This is a genomic window from Colwellia sp. SU-HH01172 (assembly GCF_057553355.1).
In genome coordinates, this window is the sequence record NZ_BAAJMB010000008.1 from 157,473 (window position 1) to 177,488 (window position 20,016).

The 20,016-nt window shown below is 40.3% G+C and carries 13 protein-coding genes and 1 pseudogene; 6 read left to right on the top strand and 8 right to left on the bottom strand.

Annotated features, from left to right (window positions below; genetic code table 11):
* Nucleotides 1-52 precede the first annotated feature (52 nt).
* From AC27JP_RS18180 to AC27JP_RS18190, 3 genes are all read left to right on the top strand, one after another.
* Nucleotides 53-1,171, top strand: coding sequence for an efflux RND transporter periplasmic adaptor subunit (locus tag AC27JP_RS18180; protein ID WP_487117349.1), 1,119 nt, complete (start codon nucleotides 53-55; stop codon nucleotides 1,169-1,171).
* Between the two features lie 2 nt (nucleotides 1,172-1,173).
* Nucleotides 1,174-4,215 (top strand): efflux RND transporter permease subunit, encoded by a 3,042-nt coding sequence (locus tag AC27JP_RS18185; RefSeq protein WP_487117350.1) that lies wholly within the window; start codon nucleotides 1,174-1,176, stop codon nucleotides 4,213-4,215.
* Nucleotides 4,216-4,336: 121 nt separating this feature from the next.
* Nucleotides 4,337-4,675 (top strand): potassium channel family protein, encoded by a 339-nt coding sequence (locus AC27JP_RS18190; protein ID WP_487117351.1) that lies wholly within the window; start codon nucleotides 4,337-4,339, stop codon nucleotides 4,673-4,675.
* Nucleotides 4,676-4,806: 131 nt separating this feature from the next.
* Here the strand turns inward: AC27JP_RS18190 and AC27JP_RS18195 are convergent, their stop codons facing one another.
* The 4 genes from AC27JP_RS18195 to AC27JP_RS18210 all read right to left on the bottom strand — a co-directional run bounded on the left by AC27JP_RS18195 (nucleotide 4,807) and on the right by AC27JP_RS18210 (nucleotide 11,299).
* Complete coding sequence (locus AC27JP_RS18195; RefSeq protein ID WP_487117352.1) at nucleotides 4,807-5,274, bottom strand: transcriptional repressor; 468 nt, start codon at nucleotides 5,272-5,274, stop codon at nucleotides 4,807-4,809.
* 470 nt (nucleotides 5,275-5,744) lie between these two features.
* Nucleotides 5,745-8,000, bottom strand: a complete 2,256-nt coding sequence (locus tag AC27JP_RS18200) for a TonB-dependent receptor domain-containing protein (RefSeq protein ID WP_487117353.1) — start codon at nucleotides 7,998-8,000, stop codon at nucleotides 5,745-5,747.
* A 605-nt stretch (nucleotides 8,001-8,605) separates the two neighbouring features.
* On the bottom strand, nucleotides 8,606-10,462 hold the full coding sequence (locus AC27JP_RS18205; protein ID WP_487117354.1) for a PKD domain-containing protein: 1,857 nt from the start codon (nucleotides 10,460-10,462) through the stop codon (nucleotides 8,606-8,608).
* Nucleotides 10,463-10,735: 273 nt separating this feature from the next.
* Entirely contained in the window at nucleotides 10,736-11,299 is a 564-nt protein-coding gene (locus AC27JP_RS18210) for a TetR/AcrR family transcriptional regulator (RefSeq protein WP_487117355.1), read from the bottom strand.
* Between the two features lie 109 nt (nucleotides 11,300-11,408).
* Here AC27JP_RS18210 and AC27JP_RS18215 point away from each other — a divergent pair, with 109 nt between their 5' ends.
* The 3 genes and pseudogenes from AC27JP_RS18215 (at nucleotide 11,409) to AC27JP_RS18225 (ending at nucleotide 16,502) form a co-directional block, all read left to right on the top strand.
* Nucleotides 11,409-12,524: an efflux RND transporter periplasmic adaptor subunit gene (locus tag AC27JP_RS18215; protein ID WP_487117356.1), complete on the top strand. Its 1,116-nt coding sequence runs from the start codon at nucleotides 11,409-11,411 to the stop codon at nucleotides 12,522-12,524.
* A pseudogene (locus AC27JP_RS18220) lies at nucleotides 12,524-15,643 on the top strand (efflux RND transporter permease subunit). Before AC27JP_RS18215 ends, AC27JP_RS18220 begins: the two are co-directional and overlap by 1 nt.
* Nucleotides 15,636-16,502 (top strand): ABC transporter six-transmembrane domain-containing protein, encoded by an 867-nt coding sequence (locus tag AC27JP_RS18225; protein ID WP_487117357.1) that lies wholly within the window; start codon nucleotides 15,636-15,638, stop codon nucleotides 16,500-16,502. Before AC27JP_RS18220 ends, AC27JP_RS18225 begins: the two are co-directional and overlap by 8 nt.
* Nucleotides 16,503-16,657: 155 nt before the next feature.
* Here the strand turns inward: AC27JP_RS18225 and AC27JP_RS18230 are convergent, their stop codons facing one another.
* The 4 genes from AC27JP_RS18230 to AC27JP_RS18245 form a co-directional block, all read right to left on the bottom strand.
* The gene (locus AC27JP_RS18230) at nucleotides 16,658-17,290 is read right to left on the bottom strand and encodes a phage tail protein (RefSeq protein ID WP_487117358.1); all 633 of its coding nucleotides are present in this window, start codon (nucleotides 17,288-17,290) and stop codon (nucleotides 16,658-16,660) included.
* Nucleotides 17,291-17,306: 16 nt separating this feature from the next.
* Nucleotides 17,307-17,939 (bottom strand): phage tail protein, encoded by a 633-nt coding sequence (locus AC27JP_RS18235; protein ID WP_487117359.1) that lies wholly within the window; start codon nucleotides 17,937-17,939, stop codon nucleotides 17,307-17,309.
* Nucleotides 17,940-17,989: 50 nt separating this feature from the next.
* On the bottom strand, nucleotides 17,990-18,637 hold the full coding sequence (locus AC27JP_RS18240) for a phage tail protein (protein WP_487117360.1): 648 nt from the start codon (nucleotides 18,635-18,637) through the stop codon (nucleotides 17,990-17,992).
* 189 nt (nucleotides 18,638-18,826) lie between these two features.
* Complete coding sequence (locus tag AC27JP_RS18245; RefSeq protein ID WP_487117361.1) at nucleotides 18,827-19,618, bottom strand: PEP-CTERM sorting domain-containing protein; 792 nt, start codon at nucleotides 19,616-19,618, stop codon at nucleotides 18,827-18,829.
* Nucleotides 19,619-20,016 lie beyond the last annotated feature (398 nt).

Here is a 20,016-nt window from a genome sequence, read left to right on the forward strand (position 1 = left end):
ATCCTTATACATACAGCGATAACACAAAAAACAGTATTTTTCGGAGAACAGAATGAAATTTATCCCAAGTATCAACCGTAGTTTTACCACCTTGATAGCCCTTGGAGTGTTAACTGCTTGCCAACCGGCAGCACAGCCACAAAAAGAAGTAGTACGTCCAATAAAAGCAATGCAAATCGGCTCTGCTGAAAAAATTGCTGGGAAAAGTTTTCCTGGTGTTGCAAAAGCGACACAAGAAGTTGACCTGTCATTTCGAGTATCAGGCACACTCGATAAAATGCCGGTAAAAATAGGGCAAGAAGTACGTATTGGTGATGTATTAGCCGTGCTTGACCAAAGAGATTTTGAAGTTGAAGTTGCCAATGCTAAAGCAGGATTGGCCAGTGCAAAAGCGCAACTAAAAAATGCAAAAGTAGAATATGAAAGGGTTTTACGCATTCAAAAATCAGATCCAGGTGCAGTTAGCCAATCTACTATCGACTTGCGCCAAGCGACTTTTGAACAAGCAGATGCTGCTCAAGCGTCTTCAGAGGCCCTATTAAACGCAGCAGAAGATAAGCTAAGTTATGCCACCTTAAAAGCACCGTTTGATGGTGTCGTCGTGCAACGTTTCGTCGACAATTTTCAAGATATAAATAGCAACTCTGCGATTTTTCGCGTGGTCGATATGTCTAAAATCGAAATGGACGTTAATATTCCTGAAAACTTAATTTCAAACTTACCTTACGTACAAAATATTCGAGTAACATTCGATGCTTTCCCTAATGTCACCATACCGGCAAAAATTAAGGAAGTCAGTAACGAAGCATCGCAGTCAACTCGCACATTCCAAGTGCGTATAATTATGGAGCCACCGGTTGGTGTTGATATTCTTCCGGGTATGTCAGGTAACGCAACAGGTGATGTTATTCGTGCTACTGATGGCAACCAACCCGTTATCGTGCCGTTAAAATCAATATTTAGTTCTACAGACGCCAAAACAACTTATGTATGGCTATATAACCAAGACTCCCAAACCGTCACTAAACACCAAGTACAAAAAGGCAATTTAATAGACCAAGGTGTCACCATTACCCAAGGCCTGAAGTCTGGAGACTGGATAGCGACAGCGGGCGTACATTTTTTAACAGAAGGGCAAAAGGTTCGTCTACTAGAAAGCGAAGGAAAGTAACTATGAATCTCACTGAATTTGTTATCAAAAATAAGGTTGTAACCTTATTTAGTGTTATTTTGCTAACGGTAGCTGGGATATTTAGCTTTTTTTCATTAGGGCAATTAGAAGATCCTGAATTTACCGTGAAAAATGCGCTGATCATGACGCCTTATTATGGGGCAACCCCAACAGAGGTTGAACAAGAAGTCACTGATCGCATAGAAAATGCATTGCAAGAAATGCCTGAACTCGATTCATTACACTCTCGATCAATGGCTGGTTCTTCACTTATTACCGTGTCAATTAAAGCCGAGTATTGGGCAGACAGATTACCTCAAGTCTGGGACAAATTACGTCGTCAAGTCAGTGATGTTCAAGGTGAGTTGCCTAAAGGCGCAGGCTCATCTCAAGTAATTGATGATTTTGGTGCTGTATATGGACTCATGGTCGGTGTTATTGGTGATGGTTATAATAATACCGAAGTTCATGATTACGTTAAATTAGTTCAAAAAGAAGTTAGTCTGGTAGAAGGCGTTGCTCGAGTTAGCCTATGGGGTGACCAGCAAGCGGCAATTTATATTGACGTATCAGAAAGCAAATTGGCGAGTTTAGGGTTATCAAGCGCATCAATTACCACCTTGTTAAGCAACCAAAACCTTATTGTTGACGCGGGACACATTGAGTCAGGCGGATACCGATTAAATGTTCAGCCTTCAGGCAGCTTCAAAACACCACAAGATATTGGCAATTTATTAGTTCACGGACAGTCTCGCGACAATATTAGCGAATTTATTCGTATCAGTGATATCGGGACAATCAGTGAAGGTTATGTTGAACCCTCTACCGCGACAATGCGCCTTAACGGCAGAGATGCAATTGTACTATCCATATCTCCTATTGAAGGCACCAATGTCGTAGAAATGGGTGCACGCGTTTCACAAAAACTAGCAGAAGTTAAAGAACGATTGCCTGTTGGTGTAGAAATGATACCTATTCATTGGCAACCAAGCGCCGTAGACGAGTCAGTACAGTCATTTTTAATTAATTTCATGCAAGCCGTTGCCATCGTATTGGTCGTCCTCACCATCGCTATGGGTTGGAAAATGGGCATAGTTATTGGTACTGCATTAACCTTAACTATTCTAGGCACGTTTATCTTGATGGCAGTTTTTGGCATTGATCTACACCGCATGTCATTAGGGGCGTTAATCATAGCCTTAGGCATGATGGTAGATAATGCCATTGTTGTTGCTGAAGGCTATGTTGTTAAAATTCAAAAAGGATTAGATAAGAAAAAGGCCGCTGTTGAAGCCGCGAAAGGACCTTCGATGGCGTTGCTTGGTGCAACTGTGATTGCCGTCATGGCTTTTTATCCTATCTTTGCCTCAGTTGAAGGTGCTGGCGAATATTGTCGCGCCTTATTTATTGTTGTTGCCATCTCATTGATGGTGAGCTGGGTAATATCACTAACGATAACGCCACTGCAATGCATGTATATGCTGCATAATGACGCTCAAGAGAACCACTCTGAAGGTAAGCTGTTATCTGGCTTTCGCCGTTTGCTCGAGTTTTCATTACAAAAACGCTTACTCACGGTTATAAGTATGGTGGCGCTTTTAGCTGTTGCTTTAGGTACATTTGGTAATGTAAAACAAATATTCTTCCCAAGTTCAGCAATGACCAAGTTTATGGTGGACTATTGGAGTCCACAAGGTACACGAGTGCAAACAACCTCGAAAGGCATCATTCCTATAGAAGACTATTTATTGGCTGATGACAGAGTGCAAACGGTATCTGCATTTATCGGTCAAGGCTCACCACGCTTCTACTTACCGGTAGACCCTGAAAAACCTAACTCTTCCTATGGACAGCTTATTGTCAATGTCCATGAACTTGACGACATGGCAAATGTTATTGACGACCTACAATTATGGTTAGGAGAAAATATACCTGATGCCATGACTCGGATCAGAAAATACACCGTAGGCCCGGCACTAACATGGGAATTTGAAGCGAGATTTATTGGTCCAGCTGATGCTGATCCTGAAGTATTAAGAGACTTAGCGGCAAAAGGTATGGCAATTTTACATCAATCACCACTTGCTAAAGAAATCTCCACCGACTGGCGTCAACAAGTATTAGATGTAGTACCTGAATATAATCAAGTAAAAGGTCGTCGCACAGGCATTTCTCGCTCGGACCTTGCCAATACCACTAAACGTTATTATGACGGGTTCACTATTGGAACTTACCGTCGAGATGACAACCTATTACCTATTATAGTAAGAGAAAATATTGATGAAAGAAGCATCAATAGCTTAGAAACGCTGCAAATTGAACCAGTAAACCAGTCAATATCAGTACCTTTAGGCCAAGTTACCGATGGTATTGCCACTGAATGGGTTAACCCAACAATATGGCGATATAATCGCCATAGGGCAATTACGGTGCAAGCAACGCCTGTTGATACAACAGTCGCGGCACTAAGAGCTTCAGTATTAGACGAGTTTAGCCAAATAGAATTACCAAAAGGTTATAAATTAGAGTGGTTTGGTGAGCATAAAAGTACCATTGACTCTCAAGCATCATTAATTCCAGGTGTGGTTCCTGCGTTAGCCATCATTTTATTTATTTTGGTTGCATTGTTTAATGAACTTCGCCCTATGGTAATTATCATGCTACTCATCCCGTTTGTTATGATTGGGGTTTCGCCTGGCTTACAAATGAGCGGTGCGGCATTTGGTTTTGTGACCTTGCTTGGCGTTATGAGTTTATCTGGCATGATGATAAAAAATGCCATCGTACTCGTCGACCAAATCAACCTAGAGAAGGCTGATGGAAAATCACCGCATCAAGCCATTATTGATGCTGTAATTTCTCGTGTCAGACCGGTATTTTTAGCAGCTGCAACAACAGTGTTAGGCGTTATACCTTTAGTGCCCGATCTGTTTTGGCAAGGATTAGCAGTGGCCATTATGGCAGGTTTATCGTTTGGTACGTTATTAACCATGGTGCTCTTGCCTGTACTTTATTCGCTATTTTATAAAACAAAACCAGCATAATACTGAAAATACAGTTATGGAGGTAAGTTACTTTATTTACGAATGGCTGATCGCCATCTTTACGATAGTGATCAGCGTATGGATACATTCGCAAGTTATGCTGTGGTTAAAGAGAAGTAGAATGTCTGGGCAACAAATTGGACGAAGCAGAATATTTAAGGTAATGCTTTGCCTTATTTTTGCTCATATTGTTGAAATATGTATTTTCGCTTTCGCTTATAAGTTGATGTTATCAAACCCTAAATTTGGTTCGTTAACCGGCAGTAAATTAACTTCAGTCACAGATTATTTTTACTACTCATCAACAGTATTTACCACTTTAGGCTTTGGAGACATTGTGCCCCAAGGCCTAGTACGCTTATTCACCAGCGTAGAATCATTAACGGGGATCAGCCTTGTTGCATGGTCAATGTCAACAGCCTTTTTGGAAATTCAGCATGTTGAAAAGAACAGCAACTGAAGTTTTTCAAGGCATCATCAACCAATGTCTTTAATATAGATTTCTGGAATACAGGTCGCCGCCTTAATAGCAATTACAATTAAGCGACGGTAAATTGCTTAAATTGGCTCATAATTTATAAAACGTGGTATTTAGCTTTCCATCGCTAAGCACTCATCACATATACATTTTAATTCTAATTGGGAATTAATGAGCTTATAACCTGCATCAGCAACTTGTTGGTCTAATTCATCGGTAATGCGCTTGGCAATGGCAATTTCTTTGACATTTTCGCATTTCCCGCAAATAAGAAATTGTGGTATTTCGTGCTCATGACTACAAGCAATATGAGAACAAGCAATGTATTTGTTGGTGGAACTGAGTTTATGGACAAGCTGTTCTGTTGCTAAAAAATCCAGCATTCGATAAGCCGACATCACCGGCATAGAAGAGTCAGTACTTTTATTATAGTGATCGGTCAACTCATAAGCTGATAATGGCGTACCGGAAAGCAACATTAGTTCCAAAATTTCTTTACGCTTTTTTGTTAAGCGTGCACCAGAATGTGTACAAATGTCCTGTGCTTTGTTCATTATTTTAGATAATTGTTGCTTATTCACTGCACTAGCCTCCACTGTCGCATACTATTTAATAAAATCTTTATCCCTTTGCAGCCGTTTATCATTGTTATCAACAATTTGGCTTAGCTTTATCAAGTTGACTATAGGCACTAATACTTGACCAGACCCCATGTTCTTTAGCATTTCATTTTCTTCAAAAGAAAGTGCAATCTTCACATTTTAGGCAGTTAACTGGATGATACCGATAAAAATCTCAAATAAACTCAATAGCCTAATGTAATATCAGTACATTAGACTATTGATGCATTGTATCATTGCTGGTTAGGCAGATCTTCTATTAAAAGCTAGGTTATGTATTGTAGATAAACCCATTTCAAATTGAGTAACACTATATATGCCGCAATGTAAAAACGGTTACAGCTTAAGTTACGCGCAGTAAAATGGGTAAATTTACAAAGCAATGTTTTAATTAGCGTGCACAACTAAGTAGCCGAACACTCTAAATCAATTTAAAAAGAATAACGCATGCCAAGCACAACATTACGCCCTCTTAACGGCGATTGATCTTTGACAAAAGAGGTATGGGTATAGGCTAATTCATCGGTCAGGTTAGTGCCGCGAAGATAGACACTGGCATCGTTACCACTACTCAATTCCAATTGATAAGCTACTGTGAAATTCAGCATGTTGTAACTAGGTGTGCGACTCTCGTACAAGGCTATATCATTTTGTGCAAAGGTTTTAGCGTACTCAACATCGGCAGATAAAAGGCCCTCAGTATAGTTATAGCGAACACCAAGTCGGCCAGGCGGAATGCGTGGCAAATTATCATTTTCGGCCTTAAGGTCGGCATCAACGTAGTCACCGAAAAGTGTTATACGTGAGGTAGGAGAATAGTGATAGCTAATTTGTCCATCAATGCCTGCGAAGGTTGTATCAGCGGCCGTGTAAAGTAAATAACGGTGGGTTATATCGCCAACTTGTTCTTCTTCAATAAGACGGGCAAAAATATAATCATTAACATTTTGATAGAAAATCCCCACTTCAAACTCTACCTGTCCTCCTGTTTTCTTGAGTACTAAATCAACTGACTTAGTAGTTTCGACAAAGTCGGTACTATTTTCAGGGAAAGTTTCCGATACAAATGATGAACTGGCAAGACCGACTTCATAACTATTTGTTGAGAGGTTATTCCCGTTAGCATAAAGCTCTCGTACACTAGGCGCACGTTGGGAGCGATTAAGCACTAGCCCTGTCGAATACCCATCTCCCAGTTGCCATGTAAAACCCAGTGATGCTGAAAATGGTTTTTGTTTCGATGTCGGGTATGCGCCTTCAAAATAGTCATCATAATAATTTTCCATCATGACAATCCATTCTGGCGGGAACTCTGTATCTTCTAGGCCCCAAAATTCATTGTAGGCTAGTTTATCAACATGGATTTTTTGCCAGTCTTTTCGTACCGCAAGTTCTATCTCAAGCGCACCAAAAGAGCTTTTTTCACTGAGGAATACGCCAACATTCTTAGTAATTAAATCGTGAGAAGTTCTACCTTGATGCTCATTATCAAGGTTTAAGCCACTAAATGTACCTTCGCTATACTGCATGCCAAATGTACCAATAAAACCCAGCAATGGCTTATGCGTTAACTCTATCAAACCATCGTAAACTTCGTTGGCATAACTAGCAAACTGAGTATCGCCGTCCATTTCATCATGCTCGTAATCTGTATAGGAAAGTCGCAGACGCGTTTGTGCTATGCCTTGGAACAAGTCCTTATAATCAGCTCTTATATCAATCCTTTCATTGTTTAATTTTATATAAGCGGTATGCGAATCATCCATTCCAAGAAATGCATCTGCATATATACCGTGGGCTTCACAATGAAGGTCAATTCCGTGCGTATGGCAAACCCCATTGGCATGTGAATGTCCTGGTAAGCCGTATTCACTCTCTTGCCGCGAATAGGCAATACCAATATAACCGTCATTTCTAATCCATGAAGTACCTATGGCAAAGTTTGAGCCCTCCGAGTAGGAATCTTTCAGTTCATCACTGCCAAAGTCAGAGGGAACATCATAGTCCTCGCTGGTATGTAAACTACCTTCGGCATGCACAGCAAAATCACCTAAGCCTGCGGTAATACGCCCGACCGTTGTTTTCTCTTCATTACCACTACCATAGCGAATTTCGCCTGCCCCCGATATTCCGCCAGATGGCAGCTCCTTAGGAATCTTTCCGTCAATCAGGTTAATTGCGCCATTAACAGCACTACCACCATATCGAACAGCGGCAGGACCACGCTGGATCTCAATGGCATCAAGCAATAACGGATCAGCCGTAATAGCGTGATCGGGCGATACTGATGAGACATCAAATATTTTTGCACCATCAGTTAGTATTTCAATCCGAGGAACGGTTTGACCTCGAATAACAGGACGCGATGCACCGCCACCAAAATTATCCAGATGCACGCCAGGCAGTCCGGCAAGTGTTTCACCGAGCCCGCCTTGTCGGCGATAAACAAGTTCTTCATCCGAAAGAACATAGGTTGATAGTTGGCTTGCTTGTTGGATACCTAATGAGCGACCAATAACGCTTATTTTCTCAATATCTTCGACAGATGCCGGTTCTTCACTGGCAACTTTTTTGTCATGTTCAATAAGAGGAGGCTTTTCAGTAGCCGTCGAGTTTGTTGTGCTCCAAGCCCCCGGTGAAGTTAATGCCAATGCAATTGATATAGCGAGATAATTATTTTTTAGCACGATAAAACCTTAAATTATGCTTTGATGAAAATTGATAAAAGAGTTAGCGGCTAGAGCCTTCTAGCCAAATAGATTATTTATTGATGTCAATCAATAAGCGCAAAACCCTTTATATTATTAGCCTGCGTAGCGTTTTATTTTTGAACAACTCAAGCAAAGAGTGCTTATTTGTTATGCACTGAAAAGAATTTAATTCTGCCTATTCCTATCTAACACATTGAACTTTACACTAACTTCTTGCAGACTTATTGATATGTTATATCATATCAATAAGTCTTGTAAACAAAATGTATTTGTTATGTTGAAGTGCTTTAATTAAATGGAATATTTTTAAGGTGGAAAATAATCCCATTATTGAATGGGTCTAAAGAAGCCTGCGCCTCCGTGCTTAAGAAGCCAAACAACCGAATAGCTGGCTATATTTATAGCGTCAAACTAAAGGTATTTTTAAGCAAGTCGAAATAACTAAGGTTATTGAGTGCTGCGAAAATTTATTTAAGTCATGGCATTGAGAACTAGTATTCTCATCTGTGGGTAAAATTTAGGTCAATATCTTTCGTTACAGGCAAACTATACTGTCGCAGCACATGATTTTTAAACAGCAGTTAATTTAGCTGCTGTAGACCAGAATAATCCTCTAAATACCGAGAGACTTTAAATATTTGCGAGTCGTAGATAAACTCCCAGACAACATCATGATTAGTATCGTATTCAAATAAGCGGCCTTTGGTTCCTTCACAGACCAAAGTATTGCCATTGGTTAACCGTTGAGCACCAGAAATGTGGTTAGCATAAAAATCCCCCGTTGGGCCTTCGTAATAACTTGCAACTAATTCACCTTGCACACAATTAATTTCTGAGTAACAAAATTCATCAACCGATGAATAGTTCCCCTCGGGTCTGTTTTGACCATTATTAAACACTAAAATATTACCCGCGTCAGGGGCAGAATCATCTATCCACTGTGCATCGTGTTGGCTGAAAAGCACTTGCTCTCCAGCTTCACCATATGCTGACGGATTGCCGACACGACTAATAATTCCTCGACTAGCGTCACTATGGTCTATGATCCAATATTCACTAAAGCCGTGCACACTGACCAGAATTTGATCTGTGTCGGCGTTATAATCAACAGAATTAATATGTGTCCAGTCAGTCCCCCCTGAGCCTTTGAAAAAGTTTAAATCAATTTTATCGCTATGCTCATTAACATTACTCACATAGGTTTCACTGATACTACTATCATCATCCTGAACCACGTGCTGCCATGTATTCCATTGCCATATAATTTCACCGTCAATGCAATTATTTGTTGCACTGGCGCGACAAATTTCATAAATAGCATCAGCCCATAAACTGTCATCTGAAACATTGCTTCGGCCTAAAGCTAACGCTTGCGCAGCTGTTTTTGCTTCCCAAACAATAGCTAAAATATTGCCGTTAGGAAGTTGTTCAACATCGTGATGGCTAAAATATTCTTCAGTCGCTAGGCTTTTACTCCAAATCACATTACTGTTCCAATCTAATATTTCAATAATACCTGCTGAGCCACCATAAGAGCCTGCGAACGTTGTCGGTTTGCTGTTAATAGCACCCGTTCTTAATAATTCACCGTTGTCCAAAAGGTAAACAGATAAACCAGGGCGATAATCACTTTGCCAGGTATGTACCGTGTTTCCTAACTCGTCAATTAAATAGGTTTCGGTTGATTGCATCGGAGAAAACAAGGTGTAGCCTTGAAGTGAATTCAATGTCGTTGAGCTGCTAACGGTTACTGAATCAGCACTGCTGTTTTCGGCACCGTCACTAACAATCAAAGCGATAATATAATCACCATCTATATCGGCTGTAAAACTTGCACTGATTGTGGCAGCATTTTCTAATACCGCGTTACTGCCGGTTGGTACAGATGAGAATGACCAGTTATAAATGAGACTGTCGCCATCAGCATCAGAGCTATTGCTGGCATCAAGCACCACCTGACTGCCCGTTAAAATCATTTGATCTGTTCCAGCATTCGCCACAGGCGCGTTATTTCCGCTTGCCGTTATGATAACTTTATCGATAGTACTATCGACAGTGCCATCATTAACCACTAAAGAAATAAAGTAGTCGCCATCTATATCTGGCGTAAAGCTGGGGTTGACTGTTGTTGCATTTGCTAATGAAGCACCACTACCAATTGGTAATGAAGAGAACGTCCAGTTATAGCTGAGGCTATCGCCATCGACATCAAAACTATTACTTGCACTTAATGAAACTTGTGTTCCTGTTGATACGTTCTGGCCACTACCCGCATTTGCTATCGGCGCATTATTAATTATATCACTGCCATCACTAAGACCACCGTCGTCGCTATCATCAGTGCCACCACAAGCAACAAGGAGTTGTCCGGTTAACAATATTAAGCCGAGTATCTTAACCACTCGGAATATGGAACGAGAAAATCTAGCCTGATACATTACAAATTCCTTAGCTTCAAACATTTTTTGATGTAACTAAATTGTAACGATGAAATGTGCAGATATTATGGAAGTTGCCTATTGCCCGACAATTTTTCCAAGGCTGATATATGCCTAGTAAATTTATTTCGGCACATTTTCTATATCCACTTAGAAGATTGATTAAAATTAATATTGTAGTCATTGATTTTGCAACAACTCAAAATTCTTCACATAATAAAAGCAGGTCCTGTAATGAAATATAAGAAAAATTCTACCTAGTGATTACCCTTTTTAGAGAGATGATTGTACCGATCGACTAAAGCATTTATACGCTAATTTTGCGGATTCTTGCACCGAGGTATTGAATTGCTTTTGCTGTATCCAACCAGTATAAAATAGTCCTTCAACATAGTTCAAAATCCAGCTCGTCGGCAAGCTTTTATCAATTTCTCCTTTTCTTTTCGCATAGTCGATTAGTTCGCATAATTCCCTATCTTGCTTGTCAATGATTTGGCTTACTTTTGGAATTTCCTCTGAAAAATAGTCTAACGAGAACAGGAACTGGGATTCTTCGGTAAGCGGCATAGCAAACTCGAACAATAACTCAAACGCATGAATACTTGACGTTGCAAGTTTATCAATAGATTGAGTAGCATCCTCAAATGCATTTAAGCAATATAGTGCGATCTCTTCAATTAGTGCTTCTTTGCTACTAAATATACGGTACAAGGTGGCGCGTCCAACACCAGCTTCCTTGGCAATATCACTTAAAGATATTTCTTTATTCTCATTTATTAATTTTAATCCCGCAAGTACCAACGCATGTTGAGATTTCTGAATTCTTGCATCAACCATTCTTATATCCTCAAAACCATCTTATGAAACACGATTGTATCATAAAATCAAAAGCATTATGATACACCAGTGTTTCACAATAGTATCATGAAGTGTTAGAGGAAATAAAATGAAGTCGAAATTGATTGAGGTGTTGATAGCAATTATAGGTATTGTCATGGTGTTATGGCTGCTCGATGACAGCTCAATGCTAGCACCTGCAACTGAAAAAATGGCGCCTGCATACCAGGTCACAGTTGTTAACGTGACACCAACCACTAAACGCCCCAACATTAAAGTAACTGGCACCATAAAACCTAGATGGAAAATTGATCTCATCGCCAACGTTAGTGGCCGAGTAGTTAAGCCGTTTGAAGATGTTTTACCCGGCAGCTTTGTCAAAAAAGATCAGGTCATTGCTCAAATTGAAGATATTGATTACACAGCGTCGCTAGCAAGTGCAGAGTCGAGAATTGCACAAGCAAAACTTAACTTGGCCCGTTTTATCAATGAACAAACTGTTGCCAAGCGCCTAGAAAATGGCGATTCAACAAATGATTATCGCCTTCACAAGCCGCATGTTGAAGCAGCAAAAGCAGAGTTGAAGGCCGCACAGGCGGGCTATCAAGCAGCACTAAAACGTTTTAATGATACTAAAATTAAAGCCCCGTTTGACGCTATTGTTTTAGACAAATATATCGTACCTGCGAAACAAGTGAACCAAGGCGAGCATCTATATGCACTCGCTTCTGCCGACGCTGTAGATGTTGAAGTGAATTTATCACAATCACAGTGGCAACAGGTCGTTAATATTAGCCAAGTATCAGCAGAAATCACGGACGTCGAAGGCAACCAATGGCAAACTTACCTACGCTACTTATCACCTAAACTTAATAGACAAACACGCCAACGAGAGCTATTTCTCACAATTGATAACCCCTACAAAAGCCACTTGTCATTATTTCCAGATCTACAAGTCAATGTCGCTTTTACCAGCAAAGAATACCACAATGCGGTAGTAACCCCAGCGACCGTATTAACCCGAGACAATAAGGTTTGGACAATTCAAAACGGTGAATTGAAATTAGAAAAAGTCCAATTATTGGAAGAAAACGCAACCGAAGTCATGTTTACCTTTAGCGAAAATGCTGAGCTTACCCGTCAAGTCGTTCTTTATCCTTTAAGTACTATGATAGCGGGACAACCAGCGCAAGCTACGCCCATTGTGGCACAAGGAGCCAAGTAATGAATATTCTTACCAAATGGTTTCTAGATAACCCTGTTGCCGCTAATTTATTGATGGCTTTTACCTTGATTGCCGGTTACTTATCCTTCACATCGTTAAGGGTAGAAAGCTTTCCTCAAATTCCCGCTTCACAACTAATAATAGAGGTTACCTACCCAGGTGGCACCGCCAAACAAGTTGATGAAAGTATCACTCAACGTATAGAAGATGCCATCAGTGGTGTTGCCGGTATAAAAAGTATCACCAGCAGTTCCTATGCCGGTTATGCATCCATTAGAGTAAAGAAAAATACCGGCATTGATTTAGCTAAACTGTTAGAAAAAGTACGTAACCAAGTTGATGCTATCGTTGGCTTTCCTGAGCGAGCTGAACGCCCCAAAATATATCAAGATGAGTTTGGTAATTTAGCATCATTTATCATTATATATGGTGGCGATAACGAGCAAACCTTACAGCAAGTTTCAACATTCGTTCAGAATGCTCTCAAAAAACATCCGTCTATTTCAAAAGTAACTAATTTGGGCAAACGCCGCAAAGAATTAATTATTGAACCAGATTCAAATGAGCTTAAAAAATACGGTCTTTCTCATCAAAATCTTGCCGATATCATTCATCAATAGTCACTGGCGCACCGCAGTGGTGAATTAGATACCGCACGGGGGAAAATTATATTAAAGGCGGATAATTTCGCCGATACATTACCTGCATTGGAACAAATTCCCGTTATCAGCAATCATGACGCTGTGGTTAAGCTATCCGACATTGCGAACGTTAAACGTGGCTATGCACAAACAGATAGCTTAGTGCGATTTGACGGACAAGCTGCGATTGCACTCATGATATCTACCAGTCAAAAAGATAATTTGCTAGACGTAAGCGATGCCGCCAAAACTGTGCTTGCTGATATTCAAGAGCAACTGCCTGTAACAATCCAAACTGAAATAATGGCTGATATGGCACCTTATATTGACGAGCAATTGAACTTACTTGGCACGAATGCCTGGCAAGGTTTGCTAATTGTTATTGTTCTTTTGAGTTTGTTTCTTGAAGTGCGTCTTGCTCTTTGGGTTGCTATGGGCATTCCAATTTCTATCGCTGGCGCTATATGGCTAATGGGTGTTCCCGCTTTTGATTACAGCATTAATGACATCACCTTATTCGGCATGATTTTAGTATTAGGTATTTTGGTAGATGATGCGGTTGTGGTAGGTGAGTCAATTCATCATGCTCGAGGAAAATACACCGATCCTAAAGAAGCTGCATATCAGGGCGTAAAAGCTGTTTCTGTTGCTACCGTTTTTGGTGTACTAACAACCATTGCCGCATTTTCGCCAATGTTGTGGATAGAGAATGAGCTGGCTCAAATTTTAGCCGGATTCTCAGCTGTCGTTATTTTTGCATTAATTTTTTCACTCATTGAAAGTAAATTCATTTTACCAACACACTTAGTCTTAAAAAACACACCCAGAGGTAAAAATAGCTTTAATCGATGGCTTAAAATCACACGAGAAAAAGCGAATAATGCGCTAAATTGGTTTTCGAACAGCTGTTATCAACCCTGGTTAAAATGTGCGCTTGACCACAAGGGCACATGTTTAGCTTTATTTCTTATCCTAGTGGTTGGCGCCTATGGTGCTATGGCAAAAGGAACAATTAGAAGCGTTTTTTTTCCTGAAATTCCAGGACGTTTTGCTGAACTTGTTATTGATATGGATCAGGACGCAGCACTGTCATTAACGCAATCACATATTAAACCTCTAGAACAAGCAATAAGAGCAACAAATACCGCTCTTTCATCTCAATATAAAACTCATGGCCCAGCGATCACAAGCTATTTAGTTTCGATGGAAGGTGCAAAAAAACTAGAAATAACCATCGAGCTATCAAGTGAAGCTCTGAAGATAATACCGAGCAATGAATTACTAAAAGAATGGCAACATCAAACAGGTTTGTTAGAAGGGAGTTACGCACAAAAATTTACCTTTTCAGAAGAGCCCGCTGGAGGTACATTCCTGACGGTAAGCGCGCCTTCGCGAGATTTAGCAAGACATGTTGCAAAGCAATTAAAGCTATCATTGGCTGAAATAGCAGGCGTCAATAATGTTTCTGACGACTCACAAGTAGGTAAACGACAGCTACAAGTCACCTTGAATCAAAGAGGCATCAGCTTAGGTTTAACCCAACAACAATTGGCTTATTTGGTTGGTGGAGCATTTGGCCAAATTGAATTGCACCGCTTACTCGACCAAGGTGAAGAATCATTGGTCATGCTGCGCTTACCTGAACAATCGCGAAAAACTGAACAACAACTTAAGCAAACGCCCGTTCTCGTGACAGGAAATCAATATGTGACATTATCTGAAATTGCTGATTTTACCTATAGTCGCGAGCCTGAAGTACTTTATAGAAAAAATAGAAATGAAGTGGTTTCTATTTTTTGGCGACAAGACAAGTCGATTGCTTCGCCTCAAGAAGTTTGGCAACAGTTGCGATCGTCAATTGTAGCTAAGTTGCATGAACAATATCCTAATGTCACTATTCAGGCCGCAGGGGAATTTGAGGAAATTCTTGCGGTACAATCTGGGTTCAAAAAAGCCATGCTGCTTACACTATTGCTTATTTATGTGCTGTTGGCTATTCCGCTAAAATCTTACTGGCAACCATTTATTATCATGTCTGTGATCCCTTTCGGTTTTGCTGGGGCGATATATGGCCATGGCGTTATGGGGCTTTCGATTAGCTTATTGTCATTATTTGGCATGATGGCCATGACCGGTGTTGTTATTAATGACTCTCTCGTCTTAATGACCCGGTTTAATCAATTATACCTTGCCGGTTTATCGGTAAAAGATGCGCTTATTGAAGCAGGAAAAAGCCGCTTAAGAGCAATATTTTTAACTACCGTAACTACCGTGTGTGGTTTATTACCTTTACTGAGTGAAACCTCTGAACAGGCACAATATTTAAAACCCGCGGCAGTTTCTTTAGTATTCGGTGAAATTTTTGCGACACCAATTACTCTAATATTAATCCCGATACTGCTCAGTTATGGCAAATATAAACCGGTAGAACGTATGTCTGATGCAACGACACAGCAGCAGGTACCGCTAAATGTCTAGTGCAAAGCTTATCTCTATCGGCAATATCATTGCTAATAACAAGGTTTCAGTCGCTATTAATGTTTTATTAACGACATTGGAAATCACCCTAATGTCGTTAGTGCCTCTGTTTATTGGCTTTGCTATTGATGGATTATTAGCTCGCCAAACCGATGCCTTACTGGTCTTAATTGCCATTCTCATCGCGTTAGTTACCATGAGTGTCATCAGACGATTTTATGATACTCGTGCCTATGGCGATATTCGTGTCAATGTACAAGCAGATATCGCCAGCACCAGCCAAAATCTGCCTGTATCTGTGCTTAATGCTAGAATAGGTATGGGGCGAGAGTTAGTCGATTTTTTAGAACAAAGTGTGCCAGAAGCTCTTAATGCCAGTGTTCAATTTATCATTTCACTTTTTGTACTGTACTTTCTTAATCCGGTATTAGCATTAGCGGCTTTTACTGGTGCGATATTAACAATAACTATCTATAGTCTATTCCACCAAGGTTTTTACACTCTTAACAGAAGTTATAACAAACAAACTGAACAACAAGTATCCACCTTAGACACTAAGTCTCCGGTTCAATTATTTACCCATCTTAGCTATCTGAAAAAAATGGAAATTAAACTATCAGATCGCGAAGCGATTCTTTATGGCAGTGTTTTTATTGTATTGCTTGCGATGGTGGTATTCAATTTATGGTTTGCAACATCTGACGGACAAATCAGCGCTGGAACTATATTTTCTATTGTTAGCTACTCATGGGAGTTTGTCGAAGCAGCTATTATCTTGCCAGTTACCTTACAAAGCTGGACTCGACTTTCAGAAATTACGGTACGGATTAATACTCAGGATGACCACGTAACAAGCTAGAGTCAATTGCTCTTTCAGTTTAGAACTCTGTTGCTCCTTAAAAAAATGGCTATCATGGCACTTAATGTAAAGTATTAGCCCCATCGCAACCTTAGCGAATATTAAATACAATGGCCCAGAGACCATTGTATTTAAAATCTAATGTCCTAAGTTCACTAATTTCTCGACGGAAACAGCCCCTGCAATGCAATGCATACTGTGAGAACTTGGTACGGCTGCATATTATCTATCGGGGTATTGCTCGCTGCTCCAATAACCGTTGCAGACGTTATGACTTGACTAGATAAATTTACATTTGGCGTTTCGCCATTATAAATATTATCGGCACCGTCATCCGCTAGAACGGCATTGGTTGGTAGCGATGTATTTCCGCGCCCTGAGGAGGCATTTATCATAGTGTTCGTTGTTGCTGTATGGGTATGACTCGGAATAATATTTTCTGTGATGCTTTCCCGACCACTTCTTTCACCTAAGGAAATATCACCGATATTACCGGTCCCCGTGCCAATCCCAACAGGAGTTCGGCTTCGATAATCAGGTAAAGCGAAAGTCGTTCTGCCATCACCACCATAAGTTGTGCCTAATAAGGAAAATAACGACTGGTTTTGGTTTATCGGCAATATCTGTCCATTCGCTTCAACCCAGCCACGTGGGCAGAAAGTAGTTCCTGTTACTTGAATTTCCCCCAAAAAAGGGTTGCTACTAGCATTTGCTGTAAAACTACTGACACCAAAAGCAGCAACGACAATAATCAATAATTTGCTGACGATTCGTTTAATAAAAATCATTTTAATCTTTCCTTAATTAACTTCGGGTTGGGAAAAGCCCAATGGTTGCAATACAAAAGCGCATACCTAAAGAAGGTTGGCGGCGATTTATAGTGCTTGCTCCAGAAGAGGAGTTCGCCAAAGTGGTGGTTGAAAGCACGGTTTGCGCATTTAGCGTGACATCAGGCACTTCTTGATTATAAATACGATCACGACCATCATCTGCCAATACTCCCCCTGACGGGGCTGATGTATTACCAGCGGCAGAAGAAGCATGAACAGTAGATGTCGTTGCCGCACTATGAGAATGTGCCGGCACTCCGCCAGTATAGGCAAATGTTTCGACGCCATTAAGCTCTCCTAGAGCCACGTTCGTCAGCCCGGGGCCATTACCAGCGCCTTTTGCCACTCTAGCTTTAAGGTTGGGTAAACCCATAGTCGTGCGTCCATCGCCACCATAAGTTGTTCCTATAATCGCAAAAAGCGCGGTATTTTCAGAAATGGCTAATAAACTGCCATTAGTATCTACCCAACCACGAGGGCAGAAGTTATAAGGAAATTGACGAATTTCGCCAATAAAAGGTTCGTCTGCAAACACCTGAGCCGATGCAAGTATATTGGTTAAAATCATAGCTTTAACCATAAGTAATATTTTTCGTGAACAATTCATTTTTCTCTCCTAGAGATTGGAATATTTCACCTTTCCCTATCTAGTCACAATTAATTTCTCGATGGATATATACCAACCAATGCCACACAATAGGTTATTGCTAGTGATGGCTGCTGAACAGAAGTGGTACTTGCAGCGCCACCTGTTGAATCAACACTGGTGGTCGACGAAATACTCGCAGCACTCATAGTGACATTAGGTGCCGCGTTATTATAAATATCGTCACCATTATCATCTGACAAAACTAGGCCAGCGGGATCCGATGCCGTCCCCGTGGCACTTGATGCACCAAATTGAGAAGTTGTCGTTGCTGCATGGCTATGACCACCGAGATTACTTGCCGTCACCACAAAATTATTGCTGCCCGACTTGGTACCTAAGCGCCGATTACTTAAGCCGACACCTTGCCCTTCACCAACAACTATTCTTCCACGAAGATCAGGTAATCCAAAAGTCGTTCTACCATCTCCTCCATAAGTCGTGCCGTACAGTGAAAAAAGCGCATCAAATTGATTTACCGCTAATAATTGCCCTTCAGCAGAGGTCCAACCTACGGGGCAAAAGTTTCCGCCAAATAACATAATATCCCCAATAAAGGGTTCGCTGCCTGCAAACGCATTCGACGACAACATAGGTATGCACAGTATTCCGGCACAAGCTCTGCCGCGCCATTTTTTTGATAGCCTTGTTTTGAACATAGTAAGTCCTTGTAATTACCAGTGCCCTGAAGACACGGTAGGCTAGTTCCTACAACTCAAGCTGGAATCACCAGACCGACAAAGGCAAGTGTTAGTCGACAACTAAATATTGCCGAGACCATGCAATTTAATTAGCCAGAAAAGGCTAATTAAATTGAAATTTTTATCTTAAAAAGTGAAGTTATGTTTCTAAAACGGTTTTCGATAACGAGTTGTCAGTAACAGAGTTAAACTCAATAACAACAGTATTATGCCCGAAGGCTCAGGCACGCTAGACACAGGATCATCTGACTGAACAGTCAATAGAATTGAAAAATCAAATAGCTCAACATCACCGTCAACAAAAGTACCTACTTGTATATTCGAATTTAAAGCAAGACTGGTTTGAGCCGAAATAAAGGTCGTATCATCCATCAACTGATCGGCAGGAGCACCAAAAATATTTTCATCAAATACTTGTAAGTTAAGCAATGCAGCTGAATCAAGGTTAACCTCAACAAAACTATCATCTGAACCTAAATTTCGATTGCCTAGTTGCAGTTTTGTCGCAGTAATTTCAGTAGTACCTGATGCCGTTGCATCATATTCCACATCCAGCTCTAACTCTGACTCTTCTACAGGATCTAGTAAAAATGGCAGTGAAAAACCTGTGGTAGTAAAGAATTGTAACCCTAACGTGAATTCATTTGGATTTCCGGTTGCAATTGAGTCAATACCGGCAACAAATATTTGTGAAATATCGACCACATCATCATTATCAGTATTACCGTCAGTTTCAAAAACGGAATTGACAATTTCTTGCCAATTAGTAAACGCGACATCATCAATGCTAATGCTACCACCGCCATTAATGAGTTCATCTAAGCTACATTCAGTAGCGCTAGCACAACTGTTAGTTATAATCGTCGCATTGGAAAATTGGCTTATCATTAAGCCAAAACTACAAACCAATAACAAAATAGTATGTTTAATCTTGTTCATTTTAATCCCTTTACATCCAAGTAAATTGCAGTTCGATTTTTGTACAAGCATGGATTGTGCCCTTTAAAAATAAAGTAAATTTATTAAGAGATTAGAAAATTCAGCAGACAACTCTCACTAAGTAAATTTCAACAGTGTAAATAAATCCAACACTTTCAAGGGCCTTTTCAAGTAAAGTTTCACTTAAATAAAATCAACTTTTCAGGTCGTCATCACGTCTTACTATGACAACAGGACTAAACTCTCAAAGATTAGTCCTGTAGACGTGCTAGTCGTATGAATGTAAACAAATGTATCTAATGTGCTTTTTGTCGCAAAAACCCGACGCTTTACCCTAAGGTTAGGGGCAAAGAAAAAGTAACATTTTATAATCTTGTTAATGTAATTTATTAGGATTA

Excerpts from the sequence above, each read along its gene's own strand:
- AC27JP_RS18185 (WP_487117350.1), top strand. The coding sequence starts at position 1,174 with ATGAATCTCACTGAATTTGTTATCAAAAATAAGGTTGTAACCTTATTT.
- AC27JP_RS18235 (WP_487117359.1), bottom strand. The coding sequence starts at position 17,939 with ATGAATTGTTCACGAAAAATATTACTTATGGTTAAAGCTATGATTTTA.
- AC27JP_RS18230 (WP_487117358.1), bottom strand. The coding sequence starts at position 17,290 with ATGATTTTTATTAAACGAATCGTCAGCAAATTATTGATTATTGTCGTT.
- AC27JP_RS18240 (WP_487117360.1), bottom strand. The coding sequence starts at position 18,637 with ATGTTCAAAACAAGGCTATCAAAAAAATGGCGCGGCAGAGCTTGTGCC.
- AC27JP_RS18180 (WP_487117349.1), top strand. The coding sequence starts at position 53 with ATGAAATTTATCCCAAGTATCAACCGTAGTTTTACCACCTTGATAGCC.
- AC27JP_RS18215 (WP_487117356.1), top strand. The coding sequence starts at position 11,409 with ATGAAGTCGAAATTGATTGAGGTGTTGATAGCAATTATAGGTATTGTC.
- AC27JP_RS18205 (WP_487117354.1), bottom strand. The coding sequence starts at position 10,462 with ATGTATCAGGCTAGATTTTCTCGTTCCATATTCCGAGTGGTTAAGATA.
- AC27JP_RS18245 (WP_487117361.1), bottom strand. The coding sequence starts at position 19,618 with ATGAACAAGATTAAACATACTATTTTGTTATTGGTTTGTAGTTTTGGC.
- AC27JP_RS18225 (WP_487117357.1), top strand. The coding sequence starts at position 15,636 with ATGTCTAGTGCAAAGCTTATCTCTATCGGCAATATCATTGCTAATAAC.
- AC27JP_RS18190 (WP_487117351.1), top strand. The coding sequence starts at position 4,337 with ATGTCTGGGCAACAAATTGGACGAAGCAGAATATTTAAGGTAATGCTT.
- AC27JP_RS18210 (WP_487117355.1), bottom strand. The coding sequence starts at position 11,299 with ATGGTTGATGCAAGAATTCAGAAATCTCAACATGCGTTGGTACTTGCG.